General features: G+C 42.4%; 18 protein-coding genes and 5 tRNA genes. 12 read left to right on the top strand and 11 right to left on the bottom strand.

The genetic code is table 11. The features are described from left to right. Positions 1 to 321: 321 nt before the first annotated feature. On the top strand, positions 322 to 717 hold the full coding sequence (locus QSH61_RS07545; RefSeq protein ID WP_017218896.1) for a SulA-like leucine-rich domain-containing protein: 396 nt from the start codon (positions 322 to 324) through the stop codon (positions 715 to 717). Between the two features lie 45 nt (positions 718 to 762). Beyond that, entirely contained in the window at positions 763 to 1,224 is a 462-nt protein-coding gene (locus QSH61_RS07540; RefSeq protein ID WP_174170943.1) for a YchJ family protein, read from the top strand. A gap of 376 nt (positions 1,225 to 1,600) precedes the next feature. Here QSH61_RS07540 and QSH61_RS07535 read toward each other — a convergent pair whose 3' ends face one another. Continuing rightward, positions 1,601 to 2,122 carry a VC2046/SO_2500 family protein gene (locus QSH61_RS07535; RefSeq protein ID WP_010606526.1) on the bottom strand — a complete coding sequence of 174 codons (522 nt, stop codon included), beginning with the start codon at positions 2,120 to 2,122 and terminating at the stop codon, positions 1,601 to 1,603. 112 nt (positions 2,123 to 2,234) lie between these two features. Here QSH61_RS07535 and QSH61_RS07530 point away from each other — a divergent pair. From QSH61_RS07530 to QSH61_RS07510, 5 genes are all read left to right on the top strand, one after another. Next, positions 2,235 to 2,319, top strand: a tRNA-Tyr gene (locus tag QSH61_RS07530). 20 nt (positions 2,320 to 2,339) lie between these two features. Next, positions 2,340 to 2,424: transfer RNA gene (locus tag QSH61_RS07525), tRNA-Tyr, on the top strand. A gap of 20 nt (positions 2,425 to 2,444) precedes the next feature. Next, a tRNA-Tyr gene (locus tag QSH61_RS07520) sits at positions 2,445 to 2,529 on the top strand. A gap of 29 nt (positions 2,530 to 2,558) precedes the next feature. After that, positions 2,559 to 2,643: transfer RNA gene (locus QSH61_RS07515), tRNA-Tyr, on the top strand. 26 nt (positions 2,644 to 2,669) lie between these two features. After that, a tRNA-Tyr gene (locus QSH61_RS07510) sits at positions 2,670 to 2,754 on the top strand. Between the two features lie 17 nt (positions 2,755 to 2,771). Here QSH61_RS07510 and QSH61_RS07505 read toward each other — a convergent pair. Further along, the gene (locus QSH61_RS07505; protein WP_010606525.1) at positions 2,772 to 3,269 is read right to left on the bottom strand and encodes a DUF2938 domain-containing protein; all 498 of its coding nucleotides are present in this window, start codon (positions 3,267 to 3,269) and stop codon (positions 2,772 to 2,774) included. A gap of 72 nt (positions 3,270 to 3,341) precedes the next feature. Between QSH61_RS07505 and QSH61_RS07500 the strand changes: the two genes are divergently transcribed. Then, the gene (locus tag QSH61_RS07500) at positions 3,342 to 3,737 is read left to right on the top strand and encodes a helix-turn-helix domain-containing protein (RefSeq protein WP_174170944.1); all 396 of its coding nucleotides are present in this window, start codon (positions 3,342 to 3,344) and stop codon (positions 3,735 to 3,737) included. Positions 3,738 to 3,759: 22 nt separating this feature from the next. Here QSH61_RS07500 and QSH61_RS07495 read toward each other — a convergent pair whose 3' ends face one another. After that, positions 3,760 to 4,416 (bottom strand): M48 family metallopeptidase, encoded by a 657-nt coding sequence (locus tag QSH61_RS07495; protein WP_206471642.1) that lies wholly within the window; start codon positions 4,414 to 4,416, stop codon positions 3,760 to 3,762. A gap of 226 nt (positions 4,417 to 4,642) precedes the next feature. Between QSH61_RS07495 and QSH61_RS07490 the strand changes: the two genes are divergently transcribed. Further along, positions 4,643 to 5,623: an ion channel gene (locus QSH61_RS07490; protein WP_206471641.1), complete on the top strand. Its 981-nt coding sequence runs from the start codon at positions 4,643 to 4,645 to the stop codon at positions 5,621 to 5,623. Positions 5,624 to 5,640: 17 nt separating this feature from the next. On the opposite strand, the gene QSH61_RS07485 is transcribed toward QSH61_RS07490, so the two are convergent. After that, entirely contained in the window at positions 5,641 to 6,282 is a 642-nt protein-coding gene (locus QSH61_RS07485; RefSeq protein ID WP_206471640.1) for an HD domain-containing protein, read from the bottom strand. A gap of 127 nt (positions 6,283 to 6,409) precedes the next feature. Between QSH61_RS07485 and QSH61_RS07480 the strand changes: the two genes are divergently transcribed. After that, positions 6,410 to 7,600, top strand: a complete 1,191-nt coding sequence (locus QSH61_RS07480) for a class I SAM-dependent methyltransferase (RefSeq protein WP_206471639.1) — start codon at positions 6,410 to 6,412, stop codon at positions 7,598 to 7,600. Between the two features lie 63 nt (positions 7,601 to 7,663). Here the strand turns inward: QSH61_RS07480 and QSH61_RS07475 are convergent, their stop codons facing one another. The 5 genes from QSH61_RS07475 to QSH61_RS07455 form a co-directional block, all read right to left on the bottom strand. Then, a complete protein-coding gene (locus QSH61_RS07475; RefSeq protein ID WP_010606519.1) occupies positions 7,664 to 7,954 on the bottom strand; it encodes a PilZ domain-containing protein in 291 nt (96 codons plus the stop codon). A gap of 9 nt (positions 7,955 to 7,963) precedes the next feature. Then, positions 7,964 to 8,347 (bottom strand): response regulator, encoded by a 384-nt coding sequence (locus tag QSH61_RS07470; RefSeq protein WP_010606518.1) that lies wholly within the window; start codon positions 8,345 to 8,347, stop codon positions 7,964 to 7,966. Between the two features lie 81 nt (positions 8,348 to 8,428). Beyond that, entirely contained in the window at positions 8,429 to 12,322 is a 3,894-nt protein-coding gene (gene hrpA, locus QSH61_RS07465; RefSeq protein WP_206471638.1) for an ATP-dependent RNA helicase HrpA, read from the bottom strand. A gap of 153 nt (positions 12,323 to 12,475) precedes the next feature. Further along, on the bottom strand, positions 12,476 to 12,904 hold the full coding sequence (locus QSH61_RS07460; RefSeq protein ID WP_010375537.1) for a CBS domain-containing protein: 429 nt from the start codon (positions 12,902 to 12,904) through the stop codon (positions 12,476 to 12,478). An 85-nt stretch (positions 12,905 to 12,989) separates the two neighbouring features. Next, on the bottom strand, positions 12,990 to 14,018 hold the full coding sequence (locus QSH61_RS07455) for an isoaspartyl peptidase/L-asparaginase family protein (protein ID WP_174170947.1): 1,029 nt from the start codon (positions 14,016 to 14,018) through the stop codon (positions 12,990 to 12,992). Between the two features lie 253 nt (positions 14,019 to 14,271). On the opposite strand from QSH61_RS07455, the gene QSH61_RS07450 reads away from it, so the two are divergent. After that, entirely contained in the window at positions 14,272 to 14,754 is a 483-nt protein-coding gene (locus QSH61_RS07450) for a hypothetical protein (protein WP_174170948.1), read from the top strand. 118 nt (positions 14,755 to 14,872) lie between these two features. On the opposite strand, the gene QSH61_RS07445 is transcribed toward QSH61_RS07450, so the two are convergent. After that, positions 14,873 to 15,583, bottom strand: a complete 711-nt coding sequence (locus tag QSH61_RS07445; RefSeq protein WP_010375531.1) for a SapC family protein — start codon at positions 15,581 to 15,583, stop codon at positions 14,873 to 14,875. 149 nt (positions 15,584 to 15,732) lie between these two features. Next, on the bottom strand, positions 15,733 to 16,437 hold the full coding sequence (locus tag QSH61_RS07440) for a SapC family protein (RefSeq protein WP_010606514.1): 705 nt from the start codon (positions 16,435 to 16,437) through the stop codon (positions 15,733 to 15,735). Between the two features lie 64 nt (positions 16,438 to 16,501). On the opposite strand from QSH61_RS07440, the gene QSH61_RS07435 reads away from it, so the two are divergent. After that, positions 16,502 to 17,494: a cupin-like domain-containing protein gene (locus QSH61_RS07435; protein ID WP_206471637.1), complete on the top strand. Its 993-nt coding sequence runs from the start codon at positions 16,502 to 16,504 to the stop codon at positions 17,492 to 17,494. Positions 17,495 to 17,497: the final 3 nt, after the last annotated feature.

Raw genomic sequence — 17,497 nt, 5'->3', positions numbered from 1 at the left:
GACTCTCCAAAAAAACGTAGGCTAGGCGTAGCTAAGCCTCTCTTAAGTAAACGTACGCTTTCCCTCTGCGACGATCAAAATGATACAGTAGGAAAACTACTGTATCGCAGCTGAGAAAACTTCCTTGCTTTACTCATACTGAACTTTCGTCAATTAAGCTCTCATTTCAAAAAAATCACAACCACTTGTTTTATATTGAAAATTTAAACTAAATAAAAATTAAGCTTGAATATTGATTAAAAAGCTAGCAATTTTCCTTGCATTCACACACTGTATAAACTACTGTATACACATACTGTATAGATAACCAGTGAGACAATTATGTTACACAGCAATGCACTTCTACAGCCAAACAATTCAACTTATTACACACTTAACGAAATCAATAATGTGATAGTTGAAGATGAGATCGTCGCTAGCTTAGAGTTACTTAAAGTTTTACATAAATGTCAGCATAAACAAGGCTGGACGCTACTCGTTGCACCCGATAATGTACCAAACAAGTCACTACTAGAAAGCGCTTCAGTTGATGCAAGTAAGTTGCTCGTCATTAGGCAAAAGCACATATACGACCTTGAGTATGTACTTAAAAGTGCTATCAGCAATGGTAATTTCGCTGCAGTGGTGATTTGGACTGATATTGCATCAGTGCAAACTATCAACAAAATGGAACTGCCGGTATCTGACGTTGCGATCCACTGTTTTCAAAGCGCTTAACAAGCTACAATAACAGGATATAAATTTGTTAAAACTGAAGTTTTTATGTCTTGTTATTGCAATTCATCCCTTCCCTATTCGCAATGTTGTGAGCCGTACCTTAAGGGACAAAAATTCGCAGAGCGTCCACAAATACTAATGCGCTCTCGCTATACTGCATACTGCTTAAAAGATGCAAAGTATATTCATGACACCTACGCCCAGGCTAAACAAGCACAAAACAATATCGACGATATTGCTGCATTTGCTAATTATGCACACTTTATAAAATTGGAAGTGCTAGAAGAAGTAGCAGAAGCTACTCAGGGGGTTGTTGAGTTTAAGGCGCACTATATCGCAGAAAACACACACTATATACTCCATGAGCGGTCAAATTTTATTACCGAAGCAGGCAGATGGTATTACTTAGATGGTGAATTGTACGATACGCCTACAACCAAGATAGGCAGAAATGACCTCTGTCCGTGCGGCAGTGATAAAAAGTATAAAAAGTGCCACGGTAGCTAAAATAGTCTGAACTAGAGATTAGATACAAAGCAATAAAAAAGGCTTGAAACGAGCTAAGGATGATTAAAGGCCGTTTAGCTTATACCAGTTGTATTAAGTAAATGATCTATCTTGAAGCGGGGAAATAGCTTTAGTAGCAAGGCAAAAATTTTGCTATTTAGTTGTTCTAAATGAGAAATTTTTAACGAAGCTAATATGCTATTTCACCCTTCAAATTGATTAGAGAATTAATTCAATTGGTATTAGACATGAAGCACGATAAGCATAGCGTTTTATGTCAGTCTAGTAACGAAGCAAAGAGCTGTAAAATGACAAGTTTAATACCAGTTTGTCTTAAATTTGCTCAATTTTGAAGGAGCAAAAGCAGCTAATGTTGTTACGCCGTCGCGCGTAACATACTCTGCATATCACCCGTTGCAATTTGATCATAAAAACCAGCCGCATCCATTGCCTTATCAGCAACTAAGGCCAGTTTACCTTGCGCGCTCGCCAAACGCCTTTTAACCGCTGGTTCCAAATTTTCTACAACGTCGAGTGGAATATGCTTTTTATCATTTCGTGCGGCAAAAGGTTCTGGATTTAAATTTTCTTGCAATCGCAAGGTTGCCATCGCCCCCATAGATACCAGCTGCGCGTTATGCTGACCAATAAGCATATTGTACTCTTTTGGCGCAAGCGGCTTTTGTGGACCTATTTCAAATTGCTTCTTTAGTGTTTCTTCTGAGTTATCTTTTGCAGCAGCTTCAGATTTTGGTAGGTGAAATTGGCTAAAATCTAATGCATCAGTTGATAGCATAGATAACAGCATGGCAAAATCGGCAGAGCGCGTCTGATGAACACTAATGTTCAATGCGGACCCTAATTGCGACTCACTGATTAAAACGCCATCAATTTGCATGTATTCCAACCGATTATTTTGCTAATTATGAATTTATCGGCCTTTTTCCGAAAAACTTTAGTAGTTTTCTTTACTTCGAAAAAAACTTTGTTATTATCACCGCCGTTGTTTAGGAGGGGTTCCCGAGCGGCCAAAGGGATCAGACTGTAAATCTGACGGCTCAGCCTTCGCTGGTTCGAATCCAGCTCCCTCCACCATAAACAACAGTTACAATTTCGGAGGGGTTCCCGAGCGGCCAAAGGGATCAGACTGTAAATCTGACGGCTCAGCCTTCGCTGGTTCGAATCCAGCTCCCTCCACCATAAACAACAGTTACAATTTCGGAGGGGTTCCCGAGCGGCCAAAGGGATCAGACTGTAAATCTGACGGCTCAGCCTTCGCTGGTTCGAATCCAGCTCCCTCCACCACTTTCAAATTGTAACGCTTTAAAATGTATGGAGGGGTTCCCGAGCGGCCAAAGGGATCAGACTGTAAATCTGACGGCTCAGCCTTCGCTGGTTCGAATCCAGCTCCCTCCACCACTTTTAAAGTAAACGCTCCAAATGATGGAGGGGTTCCCGAGCGGCCAAAGGGATCAGACTGTAAATCTGACGGCTCAGCCTTCGCTGGTTCGAATCCAGCTCCCTCCACCACCTTTTATTGTGTTATCTCACAACAAGCTTACATATATAAACGAGCTTAAAAACAATCCAAAGCCAAAAATCAAATGTGTTGTCATACTTTTTACCCTTGCCTTATTCGGCTCTGGTAATTTAGATGCTGCGATCCCTGCACCAAAGCAGGGTTGCATAATAAAAAATGGAAACACACACGTTATTAAGCCAAAAACTAACGCAGTCAAAAGGCTAGGCTCAGTCAACCAAGGCTTGCCCACGCTCAGTAGTAACACCAAGGCGAATACAATCCCAATGAGATAATGCACGCCCCAGCCAATGACACGTTCACCAAATATTGGTTTACTACGCCCGATACCTTGATGCGTGAGTTTTCCTTGACACAAGTGCCCAATCCACCTACCAACCAACGCATAATCTAAGCCCTTTATGGCAAATAAGCGACTGAGCATAAATGCCCACAAATCCATAACGAGCGTTGCACCTACGCCAATAGCAACTGCAGGCATTAACATCGAATATAGGTTTTCCACTATTTTTACTCCTCTTTTTTACTGATAGCCGCTATCCTATTAGTTCAAGTTAACTTTAAGTCAAGGGCAAGAATGGATATCAGTGAAGTTGCAAAGAAGTCAGGTTTACCCGCATCCACGCTTAGATATTATGAAGAAAAAGGGCTGATCCGATCGATTGGTCGACAAGGGCTCAAACGTGTTTTCCCTCCGTCGATACTTGAACGTCTAGCGCTTATTACCCTTGGAAGAAACGCAGGCTTTTCATTAGATGAAATAGCGGACATGTTTACCCCCGAGGGTAAAGCGGATATTGATAGGGTGAAGTTACAATCCAAAGCGGATGAATTAAATGAAACCATAAAGCATTTAACTGCAATGCGAGATGGCCTCTATCACGCTGCAAAATGCCCTGCGCCAAGCCATTTTGAATGCCCGACATTTCAAAAGTTGTTAAAACGCGCGGCAAAAGCGAGGCCCGGCAAATAATAGGCATAAACAGGGCACTATGCTAATGCTCAATCATCAAGTCACGACCGTGGTCACGTAAATAACGCCGAGCCATTTTATGGTCGTGGCCATAGTGCTTTGTTACCAAATACCAAAATGCGCTATTGTGTGCCATGACATGAAAATGGCAAAGTTCATGCACTACCACATAATCGATTACCCACTTAGGCGCACCAATCAAAAGCGTATTAAACGCAAGCACGCCTTTAGATGAAAAACTGCCCCAGCGGCTTTTATAAACGCGTATCTTTAGCGTATCAAAGCGAGCTTGAATATCAGGTTGATATCGCGCAATAGCCATGTCTACATAGTCATTTAGCGTTTCGCTTAACAGCGCAACTAATTCACGCCATTCATTTTTGACAGCCTTAAGTAACACCCTTTTGTTATCAAAATCAATTACAGAGGTCGTACTTTCGCCCCTTTGAATGATAAAGGTCTCGCCAAATACTTGCACAATTCCTGTTTCCAGTGGCCGAGGGCTCTCAGGTATGATTTTTAGAGCAAGCTTTGATTTTATCCAACCGGATTTGCTTTCCACCCAAGTATGTAACCAGCGCTCGCAGATTTGCTCTGGTGCATACACAAAGACTTGGCCAGCTTTGATTTTTATCGCAACGCTCTTACGCTTTCGGCTTTTCTTTAATTGATATTGCAAGGTAACAAATTCTTAGTCACTAAAGCATGCATTATAGTATGAGCAACTTGTCAGAGTCACTGCAAACGCCATGCAAGATAATGAATTTGACCAACGATGGCAATAAACTCATCAATAGTGTGGTTTCTAACACTCTATAAATTAGAAAGATTTTTTCGTTAAATCACCGTATTTATTATTTTTGCTGCTACGCTTAATGAAAAAGGCATTTTGATTTAGGCAAGCTATGGCTGATAAACCCATTTGCCAATATGTATCACCTGAGGGAAAAAAATGCAGTGAAATCGATATGGGCTCAGGTTACTGCTTTTGGCATGACAATAAATTCGATAAAGGTGGCTTGGAGCTAAGCCAAAAGCTTGAACGCTACGCCAAGCGCGGTGGTTTGCTGCAAGGCTTAGAGTTGAAGCGGGCCAATTTAGAAGAGCTCAATCTTGTTAACTTTGAAAATCATCATGGCTATGATCTGTCTTATAGCAACTTTTATCGTGCCAATTTGAAAGGGGCGCACCTGTTTAATAATACCATTAAGCATGCGTCGCTAATGAAGGCCGATTTGAGAGAAGCCAGTCTGCACTGCTGTAATTTAGAAAGCACCAATTTGCTCGGCATAAAGCTTGAAAACACCCGTATCGATAATATGGAACTCGGCGAGCAATTACTGCAAGAGCAGCAAGCTTTTGAAGCTCGTAGAAACCGAGCCAAAGAAGACGCTGAGGACTTGTTTCTACAATCCGAAGAGATCTATCGTTTACTGCGTAAGGGTGCGGAAAACCAAGGACTATTTGAAATGGTTGGGCGCTTTACATACAAAGAGCTACGCATGCGACATGCCCAGTATCCACGATTTTCAAAACGTCACCTAATTTCCAGCTTTGTCGACTTATTATGTGGGTATGGAGAAAAACCGGAAAATGTCATTCGCTTCAGTCTAGGTATGATAATTACCTGTGCATTTTGCTATTTTCTATTTGGTGTTTCGTTTCAAGATCAGATAATGCAACTGGACTTAGACAACAGTGTATCTGAAAACGTCATGGCACTGCTGAACAGCTTTTACTTTAGTGTTGTTACCTTCACAACCTTAGGTTACGGGGATATTACGCCAGTGGGGATCTCACGACTGATCGCAGCCGTTGAGGCTTTTACCGGCAGCTTTTCATTAGCGCTATTCGTGGTGGTATTTGTGAAGCAAATGACGAGGTGATACTCATCTCGTCATTTTTAATCCGCGATTTCTGATTTCAGTTGTTCTAAAAAATCCAGCATATATTGGGTGCGAGCTTGAGCCTGCTCTCGGGCTGCGGTGGTATGCATGTTATCTTTAATATGCAGCAGCTTAATGAAGAAATGATCTAAGGTATATTTGGTATCGTCAGCTTTTCTATGCTCACAAAAAGGGTCTTCTACATTGTAGAGATTACGCGCTATCGCCCCACCTACTTTCATACAGCGGCTAACACCTATCGCCCCTAACGCATCCATTCTGTCTGCATCTTGGACTATTTTGGCTTCTAATGTCGTGGGTGTAACACCGGCGCTAAAGCTGTGTGCAACAATGGCGTGGTGAATCGCCTCAAGTTTATCCGTGTCGTACTTCAACTCTGTTAGGAAGGCAACCGCCTTATCTGCAGCTAATTTAGACGCCAGCGGCCTATCTGGATGATTTTTTGCTACGGCAACACAATCATGTAACCAAGCGGCTGGGATCACCACAGCAGGATCCGCACCCTCAGCTTCGCAAAGTGACTTTGCGACTTTAACTACACGCTTGATATGAGACAAATCATGGGCGGTATCTGCACATGGAGTCGACAGCATAAACTCTTCACATACTTTTTCTAATTCATGCATTTTTAACGTCATTAAGCTCAACTTTTATTAATATCCGACAAATAAGCCAACACAAATTTGGCGTGAAAGGCATTACTGATTGTATGTTGCCACACCCTTCACTAAAATGGCAGCTATCAGGAAAGATTAGAGAAAATATATGACTTGCGCGCTATATCTGCAACCAGGCAGAGAAAAATCCCTTAACAGAAAACACCCTTGGGTTTTCTCAAAAGCCATTAAAAAAGTAAAAGGTAAGCCAGCCCTTGGCGATACCGTCAAGATTTACAGCAATGAAGGGAAATACCTCGCGACAGCCGCTTATAGCCCAGACTCTCAGATCAGAGCCAGAATTTGGACATTTGATGAATCACAACATATCGACCAAGCGTTTTTTGAGCAAAAGCTCGCACGAGCACTAGCGTCCAGAGAATATGTTATCGCTGAAGGTGGTTTAACCGGCTTTAGATTGTGTGCAGCAGAGTCTGATGGTCTGCCCGGTGTAACGATTGATAAGTTTGATAACTACTTGATTTGTCAGTTGCTAAGCGCTGGTGCCGAGCGCCACAAGGGTGAAATTGTAATGGCATTGCAATCACTATTTCCTGATTGTCATGTTTACGAGCGCTCAGATGTTGATGTACGCAAAAAAGAAGGCCTTGATAAAATTACCGGACCGCTTGCAGGCGACGCGCCAACCGCACCTGTCCTTATTAGTGAAAATGGTTTAAAGATTGAAGTCGATATCATCGGCGGCCATAAAACTGGCTTTTATCTAGATCAACGCGATAGTAGAGCCGCGTTAGAACGCTTTGTAAAAGACAAAGAAGTGCTTAACTGCTTCTGCTACACCGGTACATTTGGCCTTTATGCGCTGCGCGGTGGCTGTAGTAAAGTAATCAATGTTGACGTATCGCAGCCAGCACTCGACACAGCTAAACGCAATGTAGAACATAATGAACTAGACTTATCGAAAGCTGAGTTTGTTAAGCAAGACGTGTTCAAACTACTTAGACAATATCGTGATGAGGGCCGTCAATTCGATACTATCGTGATGGATCCACCAAAGTTTGCAGAAAGTAAGGCGCAGCTTAACGGTGCTTGTCGTGGCTATAAAGATATCAATATGATTGCCATGCAGATATTAAAGCCTGGTGGCACGTTACTCACCTTCTCGTGTTCTGGCCTTATGGAACAAAACCTGTTTCAGAAAGTCGTTGCAGACGCTGCGCTCGATGCCGGTAAGGAATTGTTGATCATGGAAAGGCTAAATCAAGCAGCCGACCACCCTATTGCGGGCAATTATCCAGAAGGCTTTTACCTGAAAGGCCTTATTTGTAAGGTCTATTGATTTAACAATTTTTTACGGTGGTATAGAAGAACACTTCAATACCACCTTTATAGCTTAGTTAATCTAATTAAACTTGGTGATTTCAAGCCCTACAACCCACTGCTCATCCTGCTCTTGACTACAGCGGATCACGGTTGCATGAGCACTAAGTGGCTGGATCATATCGCCACTGGAATCAATGAAAATGTCAACGGTTGAATTTGCTTCGATTGGTTCGCTCACTGTCACCGACAATCCTGTAGCGCTTAAATCGTGACAAACTCCTTGATGCACTTTACCCGACTCAAGCTCGGTTAATTTTGCTACTGCATCCACCGACATACGCATAAAACGGCGTTTATCTTCATTGATCATATAATGCTCCTACACCATTGATTTTATTTTTTCTAATAGCGATTGCATTGAGAATGGCTTAACCACATAAGCATCACAGCCTGCATCGAATCCCGCTTTTTGTTCTTTTTCGGACTCTAAACCAGATACCATTAATACCGGAATGTCCTTCGTCTCTGGTGTATTTTTCAACATTCGACAGGTGTCGTAACCGTCAAGACCCGGCATACACACATCAAGCAAAATAGCATCTGGAGGATCAGCAATTGCATTAGACAAGCAACTCGTACCCGAGTTTGCATAGCTCAGCTCAAACGCCCCTGACAGTGCCATTTCAAGCATTTCATAGTTAAAATACTCGTCGTCAACCACTAGCAGATGCGGTGCATTTTTCCTTTTCTCTCGTGTGGACATATTCAATGCCGCTTCCTTCTCACAATCCAAAACTTTACTTCCTCATATAATAAAGTAACTGTCGTACTCTAAAATGCAAGTTTATATTTCGCACTCTTTTATCGAATTCAGAACGCGTTTAGCCGAAATCGGATAAGCCGTTCCTAATGTTTGAGCAAACAAAGACACGCGAAGTTCCTGTTGCATCCAAAAAATATCTATAAGCGACTCTGGTACAGGTAATCCAGAAGGGATTTTTGCCAACTTGTCTTGATAGGCCGCAGCAACTTTTTCCAATTCTAGTACACACAGCCTATCTCTGTTTGGATCTACCGCAAGTTTTTCAAGCCTTTTTTCAATCGCTTTCATGTAGCGCAAAATATCAGAGATTTTGTCAGCACCATGAGCGGTGACAAAACCTTTAAAGATAAGACCGGATAACTGAGATTTTATGTCGCCGTGCGCGGTGATCATCGTGAGATCCACTCTGCCTTTCATACGCTTGTTAATACTGTGGGCAATACTAAGCACCGCCTCAACTTGCTTCGCAATTTCAACTACAGTGTCACCGAGCTCAGCTCGAATGTGCTCTTTGGCTTTTTCAAACGCGATGTCATCTCTGATCTCGCCAAATGAACGCAGCAACTTATCAACCCCAGCTTGCGTACAGTCATCAACTAAATCGTGCACTTTACCAAAGGGGTTAAAGTATAATCCTAACTTAGCCTTATTTGGTAAGTGCTGTTGCAGGTATTTGACGGGCGAAGGAACATTGAGTAGCACAAGACGGCGCAATCCTGCTTGATGCGCCGCTTGGGCTTTTATTTCGTTATCAAACAGTTCTATAGCCGCACTTTGTTTTTTATCGACTAATGCTGGGAAAGCCTTAATCTCATAATTTCCCTGCTTTTTAGTATATTGTTCTGGTAGCTCGCCAAAATCCCACTGCTGAATATCCGTTTGCTCGATCCCTTGCTCTGCCACTTGCGAAAGCGTCTCGGTCACTTGCCCTTGCAACTTTGCTTTAAGTGCCAATAAATCAAAGCCATGGGCTATCACCTTACCTTTGTCATCAACTACCTGAAATTGCATTTTTAAGTGCGGCTCAAGTGAACTAACATCCCAATCTGACTCGGCGACTTTGACACCTGTCATTCTGAGTAAACGGTTGGCCACCGCTTCTATAAATGAGCCTTGCATTACCTCAACGGCGGCAAGCACAGCATCGGCATAATTTGGTGCTGGCACAAAATTACGTCTTAAGGTCTTCGGCAGTGACTTAATAAGCCCACAAACCAGCTCATGTCTGAGCGCAGGAATATGCCAATCAAAACCTTCATCTTGAACTTGGTTTAATAGTGCCAGAGGAATATTGACCACCACGCCGTCTAGTGCTTGGCCTGGATCAAAGTGATAACTGAGAGGCAAGATCAAATTCCCTTGCTGCCACGTATCTGGGTAATGAGTATCCGTGATATGTTCGGCGTCATGCTTCATTAACAGATCGCGCGTCATATGCAAAAAGCGTTTGTCTTTTTGCTTTTGTGAACGCCACCATTTACTAAACGCAGCACGATTATTTACGTCTTGTGGAATTCGATCGTTATAAAACGCAACCACATCTTCTTCGTCGACTAGGATATCGCGACGCCTTGCTTTATCTTCAAGCACCTGCACTTCTTCAACCAATTTTTGGTTTGCGCTTAAAAATCCTTCGCTTTGGCCAAGTTGACCGTTTGCCAGCGCTTCGCGAATAAATATCTCTCGGCTAACCACGGGATCAATATCGCTATACACCGTGCGTTTGCGGCCAACGATAATCAAGCCGTATAAGGTTTGCTGTTCAAATGCGATAACCGCTCCAGCCTTTTTCTCCCAATGCGGTTCGCTATAGCTGCTATTAACTAAATGCTTAGCGAGCGGCGCAATCCAATTTACATCGATTTTGGCATTAACCCGAGCATAAAGTTTACTGGTTTCCACAAGCTCAGCAGACATCAACCACTTAGGGCTTTTCTTAAATAGTGTTGAACCGGGGAAAATATGAAATTGGCTGTTACGTGCGCCTTTAAAGACTTGCTTTTGCTTTTCGTCCTTCACACCAATATGGCTAAGCATACCGCTTAGCAATGATTGATGGACGGCCTCATCACTTGCAGGACTGCTATTTATTTTAAAGCCGAGCTCCTCACACACCGTAGTCAGCTGGTAAACAATATCTTGCCATTCACGTACACGCATGTAGGCCAAAAAGTCTTTTTGGCATTGCTTTCGAAACTGGTTACGCGTCAGTGCTTGCTGCTGCGCTTCGATGTAATTCCATAGATTTAGATATGCAACAAAATCAGAGTGTTCGCACTCAAAGCGATTGTGTTTTTCGTCAGCTGCTGCACGTTTATCTTGAGGACGCTCTCTTGGGTCTTGAATAGACAGTGCCGCGGTGATCACTATCGCTTCCCAAAGCGCGTTGTTTTGTACCCCTGACATCACCATCTTGGCAAGCCTTGGGTCTATGGGTAAGCGACTTAGTTTACGACCTGATTCTGTGAGCTTGGCTTTTTCTCTGCGCTGTGCAGGAACTATCGCCTCCAGCTCTTCAAGTAACGACATACCATCTTTGATATTACGGCTATCAGGCGCTTGTACAAATGGGAATTGACTTATATCACCAAGTCCAAGTGCGAGCATTTGCAAAATAACCGAAGCTAAATTGGTTCTTAGGATTTCAGGATCGGTAAACTCTGGGCGCCCTAAAAAGTCGTCTTCAGAATATAAACGAATACAAATACCGGATGCCACACGGCCACATCGACCTTTACGCTGGTTTGCACTGGCTTGTGATACCGCTTCAATCGGTAAGCGTTGTACTTTGGTTCGATAACTGTAGCGGCTTATTCTCGCAGTACCCGGGTCGATAACATAGCGAATACCTGGTACGGTCAATGACGTTTCTGCAACGTTTGTAGACAATACGATGCGCCGTTGGCTATGGGGCGCAAAAATGCGATTTTGTTCGGCATTAGACAGGCGCGCATACAAAGGTAAAATCTCAACGCCTTTTAAATTGCGTTTTGCCAGCGCGTCAGCGGTGTCACGAATTTCACGCTCACCGTTCATAAATACCAAAATATCCCCAGGTCCTTCGGCACAAAGCTCATCAACCGCATCAAAAATGCCCTGCAATTGGTCATTTTCTGCTTCGCCATTTTGTGAGTCAACATCTTCAACTGGACGATATCTCACTTCTACTGGATAAGTTCGTCCTGACACCTCAATAATAGGTGCGTCACTAAAATGTTTGGAAAAACGCTCAGGATCAATGGTTGCTGAGGTGATAATCACTTTAAGATCTGGACGCTTCGGCAACAACTGCTTTAAATAACCCAGAATAAAATCAATATTCAGGCTACGCTCGTGCGCTTCATCAATGATGATTGTGTCGTACTGGTTGAGGAATCTGTCTTGTTGAATCTCTGAGAGCAAAATACCGTCGGTCATCAGTTTTACGTATGTATTGTCAGAGACTTGATCTGAGAAGCGAATTTTAAATCCAACTTCTTGCCCCATCTCGCAGCCAATTTCCTCTGCGATACGAGTAGACACGCTTCTTGCCGCTAGTCTTCTTGGCTGTGTATGACCAATATAGCCATCCACGCCTCGACCAAGCTCTAAGCAAATCTTAGGCAGCTGCGTGGTCTTCCCTGAGCCCGTTTCACCGGCAACGATAACCACTTGGTTATTCGCAATGGCTGCTTTGATGTCGTCTTTTTTCTGGCTGACGGGTAGTTGCTCAGGATACTCTACTGCTGGAATATTGGCACTTCTTGTTACCTTTAATTCTTGGCTTTTTGCAATCGCAGCCGCTACTTTTGCGACTACCTGCTTTTGCTTTTCTTGATCGGTAATTTTTTTCGCACCATGGAGGCGCTTTTTGAGGATGAAGTGATCCTTTTTAAGACATGAATTTAGCTCTTTGAACAGCGAGTCAACCTGCACTACACGACACCTTGTGATTACATAAAACGCCGTGTAGTTTATCAAATCAGATTAGACGAACCCAACTAAATTTGGTTAGGAATTGAGATTTTTGCTGTTATTCTCAAGGCAGCTCCTCTCGGGTTAACTTAACAGCTCGTAAATTTCATCGCTTTATACGTAGCGGTGGCCAGAGACATAAGCATCATGTAAATGCTTATCCAACGCTAATAACACGTTTGCACGACTGATAACCCCAAGTAAGCGCCCTTCATCGTCAACTACCGGGTACACTTTGGGCTTATTGCAAATCATCAAATCTGCCATTTGCACTATGCTGTCTTCGCGTTTTACACACAGAGGCTCTTTTGTCATCACATCGGACACCACGCTATGAGACTCATTTTGATAGGTCGCCTCTAACATTTTTTTAAGACAATCTTGCTCAGATAAAAACCCAATAACCCGCCTTGCTTCATCTATAACCGGCCCGCCCGACTGGCCGCTTTGTAGCAGCTTCTCTACAGCTGATTCTACGCGCATGTCCTGTTTGAATGTTACGGGGCGATGATTTAAGTAGTCTGCGACTTTTATTGATTGCATTGCTCATCTCCATTAAAAACGCCAGCTATCATGATAATAATAGCTGGCGTTTGAAGAACTTGCTTAGTCTCAACGAAATATTGTTTTACTCGCTATAAATACCAACATAGGTAGGTGTTGTTGACGACTTGCTCGCACGATACATTCCCGCGGTATTAAATGGCATGCTAATATTTCCTTTAGGGTCAACTATGATCACCCCTCCCGTGCCACCAATTGGATAAAGCGTATCAAAAATCACTTCTTTCCCCGCTTTTTCAATCGACTTGTTTTGATAAGCGACGCGAGCACAAATATCAGCTGCGACATTATATCGAATAAAATACTCGCCATGTCCCGTTGCTGAAACAGCACAAGAGCGGTTATCCGCAAATGTGCCCGCACCAATCACCGGTGAGTCACCTATTCTTCCAAAGCGTTTAGCCGTCATGCCACCTGTTGACGTTCCAGCCGCTAAATTCCCCTGTTTATCGAGTGCGACAGCCCCCACAGTTCCCATCTTATATTGGCTCTCTAATTGTTGGTGTGCCGCCTGATAGTCTTTGGTCGCCGCTTCTTTCATCTGCAATCGCTTTTTCGCCTTTAGGAGCGATTGATAGCGAGCATCGGTGTCAAAATAGCTGTTTTCCACTAACGTAAAACCGCGTTTCTTAGCAAAGTCTTCCGCACCTTCACCACTTAGCATGACATGTACTGAGTGCTGCATCACTTCTTTTGCCAGGTTGATTGGGTTTTTAATGTGCTTCACCCCCGCCACAGCGCCCGCTTGGCGATTACGACCATCCATGATTGATGCATCTAGCTCATGCCCTTCATCATAAGTGTACACGGCCCCCTTACCAGCATTAAAAAAAGGCGAGTCTTCAAGAATATTAATGGCAGCCGTTACCGCATCAAGGCTTTCTCCACCTTGTTCTAGTACCTTATAGCCCGCCTCAACGGCTTCTTTTAATTTAGCTTTGTATTGTTTTTCTTTTTCTGGTGTGAAGTTACTGCGCTCAATCGTACCAGCTCCTCCATGAATGGCGATCGCAAATGGGGGCGCTTTCTCGTCAGCGACAGCAGCTGTCGCCGACAAGGCTAATAAGACTGCTAGCAAAGAGATTTTTTTCATTTTTATACCTTGGTTCGTTGTTAAACTTCAGCATGAGGTGAATTTTAGAACGATGCAAGCTTTCGCGTTAAAATTGTCAAGCTTACCTATTTATGGTGTGGTTGAAAGAAACTCATGAGCAGAAAGACACAACAGCAAATTTGAATATTTTTCAATCAATTCATAGTTGTTATTTTGACCACAAAATGGAAACATATTTATTACTTTGAAATAACTCAAAGTAATAAAATAACGAAATTCGACAGGAATCGATATGAAAAACATTCTCAAAATTGCAGCTTTTAGCACACTACTGCTTGGTACTGCTCAAGCCGCTTCTACTCAAGAGCAAATTAAAGTTATTGATTACAACACTTTTTATGACACCCAAGTAAACAATGTTGACTGCGGTGGCTACTGGGATGAGCGACGTGTGTGGGTATGTGACTACCGTACAGAGCTCGTTGATGTGAGTTATAAGACTTGCCACTACAAATTAATGCACGGTGAACCTTACGGTCCCTACACTTTATGGGAAACTAAAACCGTACTCGCGACACAAAGCTGCCCCGGAGGTTGGACTATTCCTCATCCGATCCCAAACTATCAGGTGCCTGGAGGAAGCTACTTTCATCAACATGATACTTTTTCAACCCAACAAGAAGAACGCCGAGTAGCGTATAACTGTCGTTGGGAAACACGCTCGGTCTGGATCCCTCGAGGCGGTTCATACTGTCCTATTCCAAACGCTAAGTAATACCAATTTGTCTTAATATTTGCTCAATTTGAAGGAGCAAATTGGTGTAGCAGTTATAAAATAGCATCCACAAAAAAGCGCTTCTCTCTGGAAGCGCTTCTATCGAATCGTTCTATATCTAGCTCGCTTCGCGCTGTGCCTTCATACGTGCAAGACGCGCAACTTGATGTGTAGAAGTTAAGAATGCGAAGATCGGTGCCAAATAACCACGTTTACGTAGCTCTAGGAAATCTTCGTCACCTAATTCGTTTAGCTTACGCTCATCCACAAGGTAGATACCGTTGATGTCTTTTTTCTCACCACGGATTTCTACCGTTAGTGTTTGTTGAACCAAAAGCTCTTTGTCAGCAAGATACTGAGTAAACGCTTCAGTTACACGAGCAAACTCAACATAGCTTACTAACGCTTCTTTACGACGACCTAGGTATTCAGTTTCTTTACCGTCTTCGAAAAGCGCATTGCCTTCTTCTTCACCAACTAGCGGGCTTGCTTCATCAATAACAATACCAAACTGATCTTGCTCTGGGTGCTTAACCAGACCAAACGGGTAACGTGCTGCGGCCATTGGCACAAAGCTGCCAGTCCACTTATCACCATCAACAAATAGGTTTTCACCAGGCTGAAGACCAAACATAGCAACCGCTTGAAATTGACCTGACTCAGTGTTTTTAACAAACGCCATCGGGAATTCTGTCGCTACACGCGCAAACTCATGCGCCACTACCGGCATTAAGTGCTGAGTTTTAAGGAAATCAACGTTCACGCCATTTTTTACTTTGATGTTCGCGTGCTTTTCGTTGTGTAAAGGCTGCACTTGTTGTTCCGCCATAATACTGCTCCATTATTTTACGTATTTGTTACTTTATTTATTGCCCCTAAGGCTAGCGGTTTTCGGGGCAAATTGGAAGTTAAATTTATCTTACTCGTTACCCTACATATATTAACCACTAGACGAGAACACAATCTTCTCACTTAATGTCAATGATTAGCCGTGGCTGATAAATCAATAACTCTTTGAAGCTGACCCAGCGATAGTAAATGTGCGTGTACAGCTTCTAGCATGCCTGATTTCTGCAAAGACAATAGAGATTCATCATCGAGAGAATTTAGAAGCTCCCTATCGACTGAATATAGTCCCCCAATCTCTTTCTTCTCACCATCCCCCAAATCAAACTTAAAACTAAACTCCGTCAACAAACCAAGTTCGGACAAACGATTAACAAATTGAAACGACAACTCATCTTGACGATACAACTCCTCTAATTGCGAATGTCTTAACTTAAGAAAGTCCGAAAGTTCACCCGAATCTTGAAACAACGGCTCTCCAATCCCTGAACTATTTAATGCCGAAGCGTGAATTGCCAAATATGTCTTTTCATCTGAGGTTTTTGCTAGGACGAATGGATACTTCACTAAATGTTGAGGGATATATGGCGATTCAAACCTATTACCACGATAAAACGCATTTTTTCCGGTCTCAAGCCCAAGAATTGCTATCATTTGGAATTTAGCATCGCCACCAGACTTAATGAAACAAATAGGAAAATTCAGCGCTGCTTTTGCTACTTCACTTGGTGTTATAACCACCAAGTGCCGCTCTTTCGAATGCAATAAGTCAGTATCTAACTTAGCATAAAATTTTTTATGTTTTCCCGCATCAATGATTTCATATTTTTCTGACATTACACACTCAATTAATATGTTAAAGTAACAATTAAATTAGCATGTAAATATACAATTTAAAACCATGAAAATTCAAAAAATAAAACCATCAGATGTTGAAGACTTAAAGACATTCATTGAGAACAATAATTCTCCGATAATAATATCAGAACTATTTAAAGACTGGCCATATGTTGAGTTAGCAAAAGATTCTCCATCACATTTACTTAGAAAGTTACTTAGCATTGCTTCTAAGAAATTGGTAGATACTTTATTAATCGAATCTAAACATAAAGGACTAATCAGCTACGCAAGCGAAGATTACGAAAGATTCACATTCAAAAAATTTCAAGTTCCACTCAAAGCAGTGTTAAAAAGATTGATTGTTGAAAAGCGAGATGAGCACAGTGAAGACATTGCAGTTCAAAGCGCATTAATAGAGCAATGCCTACCATCTTTTCTTACACAAAATCCATCTCCAAATTTTCTATCTGAAATTTCTCCCAGAATATGGATTGGAACAGCAACAACAGTTCCTGGGCATTACGACACCTCTCATAACATAGCATTGAATGTTTGTGGTAAAAGAACATTTTATTTACTCCCTCCAAATGCAATCCCTAATATCTATGTCGCCCCGATAGATCGCGCCATAACAGGGCCTGCTATTAGCCTTGTCGACTTCGAAAAGCCTGATTTGAGCAAATATCCTAAGTTTAAGAACGTACATAAAGATGTCCAAATTGCAGAACTGGAAGTGGGTGAGGCCTTATATATCCCACCTATGTGGTGGCATAATGTTAAATCACATGAAAGAGCTAATATTCTAGTAAACTATTGGTGGGAAAATAAAACTGCATCCGAGCTAACATCTACTGAAAGTTTAATCCACGCAATTCTCACCATTAGAGCACTTCCAAAATATCAGAGAGATGCCTGGAAAGAAGTATTCGAACACTATGTTTTCGATAGAAAAGAAGATGTCTTTGACAAAACATACAAAGGCATTCTTTCTAATAGTCAGGAAGAAGTAAGAAAAGTTGAAGACATATTATTAAAAAGAAATGCCGCTAAATAGCGG

It is taken from the genome of Pseudoalteromonas sp. JC3 (assembly GCF_030291895.1).
GTDB lineage: Bacteria > Pseudomonadota > Gammaproteobacteria > Enterobacterales > Alteromonadaceae > Pseudoalteromonas.
Note: the sequence above shows the minus strand (reverse complement) of the source record. Positions and strands in the feature narration are given on the sequence as shown.